Here is a 12407-nt window from a genome sequence, read left to right on the forward strand (position 1 = left end):
CGCGTGAGCGGGGCTTTTTGCTGTCTTCGTCAGGCACTCAATCTCAAGTGCGGTCCGTCTTCCGCTTGCGCGGAACAACGCCGCTTTACTTGATCTTGGTTTCCTTGTACTCAACGTGCTTGCGGACGACCGGATCAAATTTCTTGATCAGCATCTTTTCCGGCATGTTGCGCTTGTTCTTGGTCGTCGTATAGAAGTGACCCGTGCCTGCGGTCGATTCCAACTTGATCTTGTCGCGTGCGCCCTTGGCCATGTGCGTGCTCCTTAGATTTCACCGCGTGCGCGCAGATCTGCGAGCACGGAGTCGATACCGTTCTTGTCGATCAGGCGCAGACCGGCGTTCGAGACGCGCAGACGGACCCAGCGATTTTCGCTTTCAACGAAGAAACGGCGGTTCTGCAGGTTCGGCAGGAAACGACGCTTGGTCTTGTTGTTGGCGTGGGAAACGTTGTTGCCGGACATCGGCCCTTTCCCAGTTACTTGGCATACGCGTGCCATGCGAGCACTCCTAATACAGTCTGATTCCTACGCTCGGCGCAGCGGATGCTGTAAGCCGACCTCTTTTTCCCTGGTTGCCTTTACCGGGAACTTGGCAGCACGGTTATGCCAATGAGGACCGCGTAAGCTCAGAACAGGTGGGTTGAGAAAAGCAAACGCGGATTCTAGCAGGAAAAGCCGTGCGTTATCAAGACGTTTCGGCTTTTTTGCTGGTCCGCGAACCCGCTTCACAGCCTATCTCACAGCCCATCTCGCAGCCACCTCACAGCCAGCCTTCCCGCGCGAACGAAAAAATGTCATTCGACGCGACGATCATGTGATCCAGCAGCTTCACGTCGATGAGCGCGAGCGCGTCGAGTAGCGTGCGCGTGAGCTTGCGATCGCCCGCACTCGGCTGATTGGCGCCGGAAGGGTGATTATGCGCGACGATCAGCGCGGCCGCATTCAGCGAAAGCGCGCGCTTGACGATTTCGCGCGGATAAACGGCTACGCGCGTGAGCGAGCCCCGCGCTTCCTCGCAGATGTCCAGCAACTGATGGCGCGCGTCGAGATAGATGCAAATGAACACTTCGTTCGGCCGCGTGCCGATTTTCAGGCGCAGAAAGTCTTCGACCGCGCCCGGCGAATTCAAAAGCATTCGATCCCGCGCCCGCTCCGCCAACGCGCGTCGGCACAATTCAGATACCGCGATGAGCGTCGCGGCGCGCGCCTCGCCGATGCCGCGTTCGGCGCTGAGTTCGGCCGCGGAAGCGCCCAGCATGGACCGCAGCGAGCCGAAGCGCCGCAGCAGTGCACGCGCGACATCGACGGCCGTGAGGCCGGGCACGCCGGTGCGCAGGAACAGCGCGAGCAGCTCGGCGTCGGAAAGCGTCTCGGCACCGGATTTAAGCAGGCGTTCGCGCGGCCGGTCGGCCTTGTCCCATTGCGAGATGGCGAGTGTGCCGAGCCGGGGCGTCGTCGCGGCCTCCGCTGGCGCGCTCGGAACCGGTGCGGCAACCGGCTCGTCAACTGACGCGGAAAGCGGTCCGTCAACCGCATCGGCGCCTGACGCGGCAATCGGCTCGTCAACCGACGCGGAAACCGGCCCACCAACCAGCCCGGCACCTGACGCGGCATTCACCCCGGCCACCGGCTCCACAGCGCCCGTCATCGCCCACCCTCCACCGACGGCGTTTCGCGCGCCGCCGCACCAACGCCGCACGCGCCTGACGCGTCGCCGGACCACTCTGTCTTACAATAGCGGTTTTGGCGCCCGTTTCGACCCTGCGCCACGCGGTTCGCAGCTTCGCGCCGACGAGCCGCCGCTCGCCCGGCCCACGCCGCGCTTTCGACTGAACCGCCACATCCAATACTCATGAGCATCATCGATATCTCCGAGGTCAAGCCCGGCTCCCATGTCACGCTGCATTACCGGCTGGCACTGGCCGACGGCGCCGACATCGTCAACACCTTCACCGACAAGCCCGCCACGCTCCTGCTCGGCGCGGGCCAGCTCGCCCCGCCGCTCGAAGAAATTCTGCTCGGGCTCAAGGTCGGCCACCATTCGACCTTTCGGCTAACGCCGGAGCAGGCGTTCGGGCCGCGTAATCCGGAACTGCTGCAGCGGGTGTCGCTCGCGACGCTGCGCGAAAACAGCATGGTCGGCGAGGATTTTTCTCCCGGCGATCTCGTCGAATTCAACGCGCCCAACGGCGGGCGCTACGCGGGCGTGCTCAAGGAAGTGGGCGAGACGTCGGCGCTCTTCGACTTCAATCACCCGCTTGCCGGCCAGACGCTGGCGTTCGAAGTGAAAATCATCGGAATTCTGTAGCCATGAGCCTGATCGAAAGCCTCACCGATATCGAAACCGACGTCGAAATCCTGCTCGCGCAGCCGCGCGGCTTCTGCGCGGGCGTGGACCGCGCGATCGAAATCGTCGAGCGCGCGATCAAGCTGTTCGGCGCGCCGATCTACGTGCGCCACGAGATCGTGCATAACGCGTACGTGGTCGCGGATCTGCGCAAGAAGGGCGCGATCTTTATCGAGGAACTGTCGGACGTGCCCGAAGGCAGCACGCTGATTTTCAGCGCGCACGGCGTCTCGAAAGCCGTGCGCGTTGAAGCGGAAACGCGCGGGCTGCGCGTGTTCGACGCCACGTGCCCGCTCGTGACCAAGGTGCACATGGAAGTCGCGAAGATGCGGCAGGAAGGCTTCGATATCGTGATGATCGGCCACAAGGGACACCCCGAAGTCGAAGGCACGATGGGGCAGTCCGGCGAAGGCATGCATCTGGTCGAAGATATCGAGGACGTGCTGAAGCTCGATCTGCCCGACCCGAACCGCATTGCGTACGTGACGCAGACGACGCTTTCGGTCGACGACGCCTCGGCCATCATCGACGCGCTCAAGAACAAGTATCCCGCGATCAAGGAGCCGAAGAAGCAGGACATCTGCTACGCGACGCAGAATCGCCAGGACGCGGTGAAGTTCCTCGCGCCGCAGTGCGATGTCGTGATCGTGGTCGGCAGCCCGAACAGCTCGAATTCGAGCCGGCTGCGCGAAGTGGCCGAGCGCAGCGGCATCCCCGCCTATATGGTGGATTCGCCGACGCAGATCGATCCGAACTGGGTCGAAGGCAAGAAGCGCATCGGCGTGACGGCGGGCGCGTCGGCGCCGGAAGTGCTCGCGCAGGCCGTGATCGCGCGGCTGCGCGAACTCGGCGTGCGCAGCGTGCGCTCGCTCGAAGGGATCGAAGAGACCATCTCGTTTCCGCTGCCGCGCGGCTTGTCGTTGCCACAATAAGTTAGACGAAACCTTCGAAAAAGCGCCTGCGGGCGCTTTTTTTTCGCCTGCGCGCATTGTCGGGCCTAAGAGACGGATGCACCATCAGGGGGCGCCGCCATATGTAAGCAATCGCGCAAACGTACCCGTCGCCGAACCGATTAAACCCCGCTCCCGGAATGGTGCAACTACTGCACAAAACCGGATCGCAACCGGGTTGCGCTTTAGCGCGAAAATCGCCGAAAAATGCGGGTTGCAATGCTGGAAAACCCCGCCACGCAAGAATATTGCTCGTCTCATATTTAGCGTTACAATTCGCGCGTCCTGAGTCCGGAAGGGCCTCTGGCAACGGTTCTGAAAGGCGCAGGAGATCTCATTTGATGCGATTCAAGTTTGCTTACGCCGTGTCCATCGCGGCTGCGGTTGCAATGGCAACCGCATGCGGCAAGAAGGACGAAGGCGGAGCGAGCGGAGCAGCACCGGCGGCAAGCGCCCCGACGGCGGCGACGGCTGCGCCGGCACCGGCGAGCGAAGCGACGGTGGTGAAGATCGGCCATGTCGCGCCGTTGTCCGGCACGCAGGCGCATTTAGGAAAAGACAACGAAAACGGCGCGCGGCTCGCGCTGGAGGAAATCAGCGCGCAGGGTCTCACCATCGACGGGCGCTCCATTCGCCTCGTGCTCGACAGCCAGGACGACGCAGCCGACCCGCGCACCGGCGAAGAAGCCGCGCAGCGCCTGGTAGATGACCATGTGGTCGCGGTGATCGGCCATTTGAATTCGGGCGTATCGATTCCGGCGTCCAAGATTTATAGCGATGCGGGCATCGCGGAGATTTCGCCGTCGACGACGAACCCGCAGTACACGAAGCAGGGTTACAAGACAACCTTCCGCGTGGTCGCAACCGATGCGCTGCAAGGCCCCGTGCTGGCCGGCTACGCGATCAAGACGCTGCACGCGAAGAAAGTGGTGATCGTGGACGACGCCACCGCCTACGGCCGCGGCCTCGCCGACGAGTTCGCGAAGACGGCGCAGGCGGGCGGCGTGAAGGTCGCCGCGCGCGAGACGACATCGGAGAAGGCGCGCAACTTCAAGGCGATCCTTCTGAAGATCAAGCGCATGCAGCCGGACGCCGTGATGTACGGCGGCATGGACGCAACGGGCGGCCCGTTCGCGAAAGAAGCGGCGGCGCTCGGCGTGAAGGCGAAGATTCTGGCGGGCGACGGCGTCTGCACGCAGCAACTGCCGGAACTGGCGGGCGACGCGGTGCAGAACGTCGTGTGTTCGGAAGCGGGGCCCGCGCTCGCGAAGATGGACAAGGGCGCGGACTTCGCGCAGAAGTACGAGGCACGGTTTCACACGCCAGTGCAGATTTACGCGCCGTTCACGTACGACGCGGTGTACGTGATCGTCGATGCGATGAAGCGCGCCAATTCCATCGAAGCGAGCAAGGTGCTCGCGGCGATGGCCACGACGGATTTCAACGGTCTGACGGGGCATATCGCTTTTGACGACAAAGGCGATCTGAAGACGAGCACCATCACGCTTTACGACTTCAAGGACAAAAAGAAGGACGTGCTCGACGTCGTGAAGCAGTAGCAGCAGGCGTTTGCAGTCTTGCGGCGCCTATCCGACAAGCGCCGTTTCGCATCCGTCTGGCGGACGCCCGCACCTATCCGGCGGCGGGCGCAACGACAGGCGATTAACCCTTACCGGTTTTTTTAAAAGTACGCGCAGTGCCGCTCCAGATTTCGCTTCACACCGGTTTATCGGCCGGTGATAAAAGCGTCATCCGGTCGCACGGGGCTAAGGAGCTTTAAATGGATATTTTCATCCAGCAGATCCTCAACGGTCTGGTGCTTGGCAGCGTCTACGCCATCATCGCGTTGGGTTACACGATGGTGTACGGCATTCTCGGCATCATCAACTTCGCGCACGGCGACGTGCTGATGGTCGGCGCGATGGTGGCCCTTTCAGCCATCGGCGTCATGCAGAACCACTTTCCCTCGATGCCCGGCCCGATGATGCTGACGATCGCGCTTATCGTCGCGGCGATCGTCTGCGCGATCGTCGGCTACACCATCGAACGCGTCGCGTACCGGCCGCTGCGCAAGGCGCCGCGTCTCGCGCCGCTCATCACCGCAATCGGCGTGTCGATCCTGCTGCAAACGGTCGCGATGATGATCTGGGGCCGCAACCCGCTCGCGTTCCCGCAGCTTCTGCCCACCGACCCGATCAACGTCATCACCGCGACTGAAACGCGTCCCGGCGCGGTCATCTCGATGACGGAAATCGTCATCATCGTGGTGGCGTTCCTCGTGATGGGCGGCCTCCTGCTGCTCGTGCACAAGACCAAGCTCGGCCGCGCGATGCGCGCGATCGCGGAAAACCCCGGCGTCGCTTCGCTGATGGGCGTGAACCCGAACTTCGTGATCTCGGCGACCTTCATGATCGGCTCGGCGCTTGCTGCGCTCGCCGGCGTGATGATCGCGTCCGAATACGGCAACGCGCACTTCTACATGGGCTTCATTCCCGGCCTGAAGGCGTTCACCGCAGCGGTCTTGGGCGGCATCGGCAACCTGGGCGGCGCGATGGTCGGCGGCGTGCTTCTCGGTTTGATCGAACAGTTGGGCGCCGGTTACATCGGCAATCTGACGGGCGGCGTCTTCGGCAGTAACTATCAGGACGTGTTCGCCTTCATCGTGCTGATCATCGTGCTCGTGTTCCGTCCGTCGGGTCTGCTCGGCGAACGTGTCGCGGACCGCGCTTAAAGACCGTGTGAGGAGCTCTACAAAATGACTTCGATTCAACCGATTGAGCCGTCTACGACGCTCATCCCCGAGAAAAACACGGGCAAGACGCTCGTCGTCGGCATCATCGTCGCCGCGTTCGTGATCGCCGCGCCGATGGTGATCGGCGCAGCCGGCGGCAACTACTGGGTCCGCGTGCTCGACTTCGCGATGCTTTACGTGATGCTCGCGCTCGGTCTCAACGTCGTGGTCGGCTTCGCCGGCCTGCTCGACCTGGGCTACATCGCGTTCTATGCGGTCGGCGCGTACACGGCGGCGCTCTTGTCTTCGCCGCAGCTGACCTCGCAGTTCGAATGGATCGCGCATCTCGCGCCGGGCGGGCTGCATGTGCCGTTCCTTCTTATCGTGCCGGTCGCGATGGCGCTCGCCGCCACGTTCGGCGTGCTGCTCGGCGCACCGACGCTGCGTCTGCGTGGCGACTACCTCGCTATCGTGACGCTCGGCTTCGGTGAAATCGTGCGGATCTTCATGAACAACCTCGACCGTCCGGTGAACATCACGAACGGCCCGAAGGGCATTACGGGCATCGATCCGGTGACGGTGGCGGGCTTCAATCTGTCGCAGACGCACGAGCTGTTCGGCATGAAGTTCCCGTCCGTGTACATGTACTACTACTTGTTCGTGATCGGCGCGCTCATCGTGATCTGGGTCTGTACGCGCCTGCAACACTCGCGTATCGGCCGCGCATGGGCTGCGATCCGCGAAGACGAAATCGCCGCGAAGGCCATGGGCATCAACACGCGTAACGTGAAGCTGCTCGCATTCGCGATGGGCGCGTCGTTCGGCGGCCTGTCGGGCGCGATGTTCGGCGCGTTCCAAGGCTTCGTGTCGCCGGAATCGTTCACGTTCTGGGAGTCGATCGTCGTGCTGGCGTGCGTGGTGCTCGGCGGCATGGGCCACATTCCGGGCGTGATTCTCGGCGCGGTGCTGCTCGCCGTGTTCCCCGAATTCCTGCGCTCGACGATGGGTCCGCTGCAAAACGCCGTCTTCGGCCATCAGATCGTGGATACCGAAGTTATCCGCCAGTTGCTGTACGGCCTGGCGATGGTGCTGATCATGCTGTATCGCTCGGAAGGCCTGTGGCCCGCCGCGAAACACGAAGACAAGATCGCGAAGATCGCGAAGCGCAACGGCAAGAAGCCGGTGCGCGCCTAAGCGGGGGAATCAAAAATGAGCGACAAACGTACTCGATTGTCCGTGAAGGGCGTGAACAAGCGTTTCGGCGGCTTGCAGGCGCTGTCGGAAGTGGGCCTCGAAATCAAGGAAGGCGAAATCTACGGCCTGATCGGCCCGAACGGCGCGGGCAAGACGACGTTCTTCAACGTCATCACCGGCCTCTACACGCCGGATTCCGGCGAATTCAAGCTCGACGGCGAAGCCTACACACCGACCGCCGTGTATCAGGTGGCGAAGGCGGGCATTGCGCGCACGTTCCAGAACATTCGCCTCTTCGGCGGGATGACCGCGCTGGAGAACGTGATGGTCGGCCGCCACGTGCGCACGAAGCACGGCCTGATCGGCGCGGTGTTCCAGACGCCCGCCGAGCGTCGCGAAGAAAAGGAAATCAAGGAGCGCGCGCTGGAACTGCTGGAGTACGTCGGCGTGCTGCAATACGCGGACTACACGTCGCGCAATCTGTCGTATGGCCACCAGCGTCGTCTGGAAATCGCGCGTGCTTTGGCGACCGATCCGAAGCTCCTCGCGCTCGACGAACCCGCAGCCGGCATGAACGCGACGGAGAAGGTGGAACTCACGCGCCTGCTCGACAAGATTCGCGCGGACGGCAAGACGATTCTGTTGATCGAACACGACGTGAAACTCGTGATGGGATTGTGCAACCGCATGACGGTGCTCGATTACGGCAAGGTGATCGCCGAGGGTCTGCCGCAGGACGTGCAGAAGGACCCGAAGGTGATCGAGGCATATCTGGGTGCGGGGGTGCACTAAATGGCGACCACAAGCGCAATGTTGAAGGTCAAGGGTCTGCAGGTGAACTACGGCGGCATCCAGGCGGTGAAGGGTGTCGATCTGGAAGTCGGGCAGGGCGAACTCGTCACGCTGATCGGCGCGAACGGCGCGGGCAAGACCACGACGATGAAGGCCATCACGGGCCTGAAGCCGTTCTCGGGTGGCGATATCGAGTACATGGGCCAGTCGATCAAGGGCGTGCCCACGCACGAGCTGTTGAAGCGCGGCCTCGCGATGGTGCCGGAAGGCCGCGGCATTTTCGCGCGCATGTCGATTCTCGAGAACATGCAGATGGGCGCGTACCTGCGCAACGATTCGGATGGCATTCAGAAGGACACCGAACGGATGTTCGGCTTCTTTCCGCGTCTGAAGGAGCGGGCGTCGCAGTATGCGGGCACGCTGTCCGGCGGCGAGCAGCAGATGCTGGCGATGGCGCGTGCGTTGTTGTCGCGTCCGAAACTGCTGCTTTTGGATGAGCCTTCGATGGGACTTTCGCCGATCATGGTTGAGAAGATCTTCGAAGTCGTTCGCGAGATTTCCAGCGAAGGGCTGACGGTGCTGCTCGTCGAGCAGAATGCTCGGTTGGCGCTTCAGGCCGCTAATCGCGGGTATGTGATGGATTCGGGTACCGTCACCATGTCCGGCGATGCTAAGGTCATGCTCGATGATCCTAAGGTTCGGGCTGCTTATTTGGGCGAGTGACGGGGTTTTCTTTTCTCGCGGGGCGGGGGGCTTTCTTTGCTTCCCGCTCGTCTTTCTTGGTTCTTTCGTGGAACTTGTCTTCGCGTCGGTCTATTAGCGTTGCCCCTCCCCGGGGCGGGGGTCACTTTCTTTGCTGCTGCAAAGAAAGTAACCAAAGAAAGCAGCTTTCTTGGCCCGCAGCAGTAATAGCGTGGTCACTCCGCAGAAGAACCGTGGCACTCAGCTAATCGGCAGCCCTGAATCACCTTCCACGCCCGCTGAGCGCCACGTCCCCCGAGCCCCTTGGCTCGTTAACACCACACCCCCGTTTTATGCTCCGCCTGCGATCCAGGCTTAGTTGAAGACCGCCCAAACGCTGTTCGGAATACTAACGTTATGCGGACGCGCATTCGCGCGGACAAGCGCGCGTACCTATGCAACCGTTCGGTGTTAACGAGCCAAAGGGCTCGGAGGACGTGGTGCTCAGTGGGTGCGGAGGGTGATTCAAGGCTGCTTATAGCTGAGCGCCACCGCATATCTGCGGAGTGACCGCACTCTTGCTGCTGCGGGCCAGAAAAAAGCTGCTTTCTTTGGTTACTTTCTTTGCAGCAGCAAAGAAAGTGACCCCCGCCCCGGGGAGGGGCAACGCTAATAGACCGACACGAACACAAGTTCCCCGAAGAAAGCAGCGAGCAACCCCGCCCCGGGAAGGGGCGACGCAAATAGACTGACACAAAAGAACGAAGCAAAAAACTAAAGCCGCTTCCCAAGACTAACAACCTCATCCACCCGATACCCAAGCCGTTCATAGAACGGAACCAGATCCCGCCGAGCAGAAAGAATCTGCAAATTAACCTTAGGACATCCAGCCCGAACAAGCGCCGCTTCCGCATGAAGCATCAGAGCGCGCCCGAACCCGCGCCCCCGCATGGCAGGCGAAACGGCGAGCGAATAAATCCACCCGCGATGCCCGTCATACCCGCACATCACACTGCCGACGACATCGCCATCGAGCGCGCCGACAAAGAACAACTCCGGCTGCGTGCGCAGCTTATTAGCAATCGACAACGCCGGATCGCGCTGTGGCCGCGATGCATCCGCGTACTCTGGAAACACATCGCGCCACAGAGCGATCACGGCATCGCGATCGCTCGCATCGAACGTGCGGATGATCACAGCGAATCGAGCACCGAGCGCAGCATCGACATCATCTGATCGATCTCGTCCTTAGTCACATTGAGCGCAGGCATGAAGCGCAGCAGATTCGGCCGCGCCGCGTTCAGCAAGAGTCCATCGGGCTGCATCAGCCGAGCCTTCTCGACGATCTGCGTCCCCTGATCGCCATCCAGCAGCAACGCGCGCAAGAGACCTTCGCCGCGCTCGCCGTTGAAACCGCGTTCGTCCGAGAGCTTCAGCAATTCCGAACGCAAATACTCGCCGCGCTCGCGCACGCCTTCGAGAAAGCCCGGTGCCGTCAGCTGCGAAATCACCGAATAGCCCACCGCCGTCATCAGCGGATTGCCGTTGTACGTGCCGCCCTGATCGCCCGCTTCGAAGCACGCCACATCCGCAGTCGAGAGCAGCGCAGCGAGCGGCACGCCGCCGCCGATGCCCTTGCCGAGCGTCATGATGTCCGGCTCGATGCCCGACAGCTCATAGGCGAACAACGTCCCCGCGCGACCGCAGCCGCTTTGCACTTCATCGACGATCAACAGGATGTTGTGCCGCTTCGTCAGCGCGCGCAGCTCCTGCATGAACTCGCGCGTCGCGGGAATCACGCCGCCTTCGCCCTGAATCGGCTCCAGCATCACGGCCACGGTCTTTTCGGTGATGAGTTTTTCGACGGATGCGATGTCGTTCAGATCCGCTTTTGGAAAGCCCGGCACCTGCGGCGCATAGATGGTGTCCCAGCCCGCCTTGCCGCTCGCGGACATCGTCGCGAGCGTGCGGCCGTGGAAGCTGTGATCGAACGTGATGATCTCGTACGCGCCGTTGCGGAACTTGCGGCCCCACTTGCGCGCGAGCTTGATCGCGCCTTCGTTCGCTTCCGCGCCGCTGTTGGCGAAGAACACCTTGTCGAAGCAACTGTGCTCTGTGAGCAGCGCGGCGAGCTTTGCCATCGGCTCGTTATAGAACGCGGGCGACGGATTGATCAGCGTGCGCGCCTGCTTCTCGAGCGCCTCGATTACGCCGTCGTTGCAGTGACCGAGCGAGTTGACGGCCCAGCCCTGGATGAAGTCGAGATAGCGTTTGCCGGTGTTGTCGTGAAGCCAGGAGCCCTTGCCGTGCGTGAACACGATCTCGGGGCGGTTCGTGATGTACATCAGCGAATCGACGGGGTACTCATTGAAATTCATGACAGCGGGCTCCGGGCGTTGACTCAGGTAAAAAAAGGCGCGCAAAAAACAAAAGCCACGGTGTTTCCGTGGCTTCATTTTCTGCGCTTCAGACTAACCGAACATGACGAGCGCGAATGCATGACGAGCCAGCGGCATCCCTAGGGAAGCGGCGAGCGGCGGCGTCGGACGATGGTTGCGATTCGGTTCATTCGCGAAGGATACGTGATGACGTTCGTGCATGTAAACCGCCGGCGTCGATTTGTTGCGCGCCGGCGGCATAAGTGGACCGAGCGCGCCGTCAGACCGGATGCGCGAGGTCCGCTGCGCTCGTGAACGAATCGGCGTAGAACTCGTCCTCCGGCAAGCGGTGATGCTGCGTGAAATCGCGCTGCGCCGATTCCACCATCACGGGCGCGCCGCACGCATAGACCTGATACGCGCTCAAGTCTGGCAGATCTTCGATGACAGCGCGATGAACGAAGCCCGTGCGGCCGGTCCAGCCGTCATGCGGATCGGGTTCGGACAGCACCGGCACGAACTTGAAGTTGGGCACTTCCTTCGCCCATTGCTCGGCGAGGTCCATCATGTACAGGTCTTTCTTGCGGCGGCCGCCCCAGTAGAGCGTCATCGGCCGGTTCAGGTTTTTGAAGGCCGCATGTTCGATGATCGCCTTGATCGGCGCGAAGCCCGTGCCCGAAGCGAGCAGCACGATGGGCTTGTCCGACTCGTCGCGCAGAAAGAACGTCCCGAGCGGACCTTCGAAGCGCAGGATGTCGCGCTCTTTCATCGCGCCGAACACGTGGTCCGTGAACGTGCCACCCGGCATGTGGCGAATGTGCAATTCGAGCGGGCCTTCGTGATGCGGCGGGCTCGCCATCGAATAGCTGCGGCGCTTGCCGTCCTTCAGAATGAATTCGATGTACTGCCCCGCGAGGTATTGCAGGCGCTCGTTGGCGGGCAGTTGCAGCTTCATTTCGATGACGTCGTCGGCCTTGCGCTGAAGCGCGTTCACGCGGCACGGCAGCTTCTTGACCTGCACGTCGCCGACGCCCGCGACTTCGCGCACGTCGATGGTGAGATCGCTCTGCGCGGTCGCGCAGCAGAAGAGCGCCATGCCGCGCGTTTTTTCGTCGTTGGAGAGCGCGGACGACGAATGCGGCGCCTGCTCGACTTCGCCTTCGACGACCGCGCCCTTGCAGGAACCGCACGCGCCGTTCTTGCAGCCGTAAGGCAAGCCGATGCCCTGGCGCAGCGCCGCGGTCAGCACCGGCTCGTCGGGTTCCACCTGAAACTGCCGGCCGCTTTGCCGGAGCGTTACGTTGAATGCCATAGATCGATTTCTAGCGATGTGT

General features: G+C 62.1%; 13 protein-coding genes. 7 read left to right on the forward strand and 6 right to left on the reverse strand.

What is annotated here, in order from left to right; all coding sequences use genetic code 11:
- Nucleotides 1-85: 85 nt before the first annotated feature.
- The 3 genes from rpmG to radC form a co-directional block, all read right to left on the reverse strand.
- Entirely contained in the window at nucleotides 86-253 is a 168-nt protein-coding gene (rpmG, locus tag LDZ24_RS02780; RefSeq protein WP_007180630.1) for a 50S ribosomal protein L33, read from the reverse strand.
- A gap of 11 nt (nucleotides 254-264) precedes the next feature.
- Nucleotides 265-498 (reverse strand): 50S ribosomal protein L28, encoded by a 234-nt coding sequence (gene rpmB, locus LDZ24_RS02785; RefSeq protein ID WP_175939651.1) that lies wholly within the window; start codon nucleotides 496-498, stop codon nucleotides 265-267.
- A 262-nt stretch (nucleotides 499-760) separates the two neighbouring features.
- Nucleotides 761-1648, reverse strand: coding sequence for a DNA repair protein RadC (gene radC, locus LDZ24_RS02790; protein WP_248321444.1), 888 nt, complete (start codon nucleotides 1646-1648; stop codon nucleotides 761-763).
- Between the two features lie 204 nt (nucleotides 1649-1852).
- Here radC and LDZ24_RS02795 point away from each other — a divergent pair, with 204 nt between their 5' ends.
- The 7 genes from LDZ24_RS02795 to LDZ24_RS02825 all read left to right on the forward strand — a co-directional run bounded on the left by LDZ24_RS02795 (nucleotide 1853) and on the right by LDZ24_RS02825 (nucleotide 8737).
- Complete coding sequence (locus LDZ24_RS02795; protein WP_206467698.1) at nucleotides 1853-2308, forward strand: peptidylprolyl isomerase; 456 nt, start codon at nucleotides 1853-1855, stop codon at nucleotides 2306-2308.
- Between the two features lie 2 nt (nucleotides 2309-2310).
- Entirely contained in the window at nucleotides 2311-3279 is a 969-nt protein-coding gene (gene ispH, locus LDZ24_RS02800) for a 4-hydroxy-3-methylbut-2-enyl diphosphate reductase (protein WP_248321446.1), read from the forward strand.
- A 359-nt stretch (nucleotides 3280-3638) separates the two neighbouring features.
- Nucleotides 3639-4856 (forward strand): branched-chain amino acid ABC transporter substrate-binding protein, encoded by a 1218-nt coding sequence (locus LDZ24_RS02805; RefSeq protein ID WP_248321447.1) that lies wholly within the window; start codon nucleotides 3639-3641, stop codon nucleotides 4854-4856.
- 221 nt (nucleotides 4857-5077) lie between these two features.
- Nucleotides 5078-6028, forward strand: a complete 951-nt coding sequence (locus LDZ24_RS02810; protein ID WP_248321449.1) for a branched-chain amino acid ABC transporter permease — start codon at nucleotides 5078-5080, stop codon at nucleotides 6026-6028.
- 24 nt (nucleotides 6029-6052) lie between these two features.
- Nucleotides 6053-7222 carry an ABC transporter ATP-binding protein gene (locus tag LDZ24_RS02815; protein WP_248321451.1) on the forward strand — a complete coding sequence of 390 codons (1170 nt, stop codon included), beginning with the start codon at nucleotides 6053-6055 and terminating at the stop codon, nucleotides 7220-7222.
- Nucleotides 7223-7237: 15 nt separating this feature from the next.
- Nucleotides 7238-8014, forward strand: coding sequence for an ABC transporter ATP-binding protein (locus LDZ24_RS02820; RefSeq protein ID WP_175939658.1), 777 nt, complete (start codon nucleotides 7238-7240; stop codon nucleotides 8012-8014).
- 18 nt (nucleotides 8015-8032) lie between these two features.
- Nucleotides 8033-8737, forward strand: coding sequence for an ABC transporter ATP-binding protein (locus tag LDZ24_RS02825; protein ID WP_159837870.1), 705 nt, complete (start codon nucleotides 8033-8035; stop codon nucleotides 8735-8737).
- A 732-nt stretch (nucleotides 8738-9469) separates the two neighbouring features.
- Here LDZ24_RS02825 and LDZ24_RS02830 read toward each other — a convergent pair.
- The 3 genes from LDZ24_RS02830 to LDZ24_RS02840 all read right to left on the reverse strand — a co-directional run bounded on the left by LDZ24_RS02830 (nucleotide 9470) and on the right by LDZ24_RS02840 (nucleotide 12385).
- Nucleotides 9470-9892, reverse strand: coding sequence for a GNAT family acetyltransferase (locus LDZ24_RS02830; RefSeq protein WP_248321453.1), 423 nt, complete (start codon nucleotides 9890-9892; stop codon nucleotides 9470-9472).
- Nucleotides 9889-11073: an acetylornithine transaminase gene (locus tag LDZ24_RS02835; RefSeq protein ID WP_248321454.1), complete on the reverse strand. Its 1185-nt coding sequence runs from the start codon at nucleotides 11071-11073 to the stop codon at nucleotides 9889-9891. The genes LDZ24_RS02830 and LDZ24_RS02835 overlap by 4 nt, the downstream gene beginning before the upstream one ends.
- Nucleotides 11074-11353: 280 nt before the next feature.
- Nucleotides 11354-12385, reverse strand: coding sequence for a CDP-6-deoxy-delta-3,4-glucoseen reductase (locus LDZ24_RS02840; RefSeq protein WP_248321456.1), 1032 nt, complete (start codon nucleotides 12383-12385; stop codon nucleotides 11354-11356).
- Nucleotides 12386-12407: the final 22 nt, after the last annotated feature.

It is taken from the genome of Caballeronia sp. Sq4a (genome assembly GCF_023170545.1).
In the GTDB taxonomy this organism is placed as follows: Bacteria; Pseudomonadota; Gammaproteobacteria; order Burkholderiales; family Burkholderiaceae; genus Caballeronia.

Coding starts and splice junctions, on each gene's coding strand:
- ispH (WP_248321446.1), top strand. CDS start 2,311: ATGAGCCTGATCGAAAGCCTCACCGATATCGAAACCGACGTCGAAATC.
- LDZ24_RS02840 (WP_248321456.1), bottom strand. CDS start 12,385: ATGGCATTCAACGTAACGCTCCGGCAAAGCGGCCGGCAGTTTCAGGTG.
- LDZ24_RS02795 (WP_206467698.1), top strand. CDS start 1,853: ATGAGCATCATCGATATCTCCGAGGTCAAGCCCGGCTCCCATGTCACG.
- LDZ24_RS02820 (WP_175939658.1), top strand. CDS start 7,238: ATGAGCGACAAACGTACTCGATTGTCCGTGAAGGGCGTGAACAAGCGT.
- LDZ24_RS02810 (WP_248321449.1), top strand. CDS start 5,078: ATGGATATTTTCATCCAGCAGATCCTCAACGGTCTGGTGCTTGGCAGC.
- LDZ24_RS02825 (WP_159837870.1), top strand. CDS start 8,033: ATGTTGAAGGTCAAGGGTCTGCAGGTGAACTACGGCGGCATCCAGGCG.
- radC (WP_248321444.1), bottom strand. CDS start 1,648: ATGACGGGCGCTGTGGAGCCGGTGGCCGGGGTGAATGCCGCGTCAGGT.
- LDZ24_RS02815 (WP_248321451.1), top strand. CDS start 6,053: ATGACTTCGATTCAACCGATTGAGCCGTCTACGACGCTCATCCCCGAG.
- LDZ24_RS02805 (WP_248321447.1), top strand. CDS start 3,639: ATGCGATTCAAGTTTGCTTACGCCGTGTCCATCGCGGCTGCGGTTGCA.
- LDZ24_RS02835 (WP_248321454.1), bottom strand. CDS start 11,073: ATGAATTTCAATGAGTACCCCGTCGATTCGCTGATGTACATCACGAAC.
- rpmB (WP_175939651.1), bottom strand. CDS start 498: ATGGCACGCGTATGCCAAGTAACTGGGAAAGGGCCGATGTCCGGCAAC.
- rpmG (WP_007180630.1), bottom strand. CDS start 253: ATGGCCAAGGGCGCACGCGACAAGATCAAGTTGGAATCGACCGCAGGC.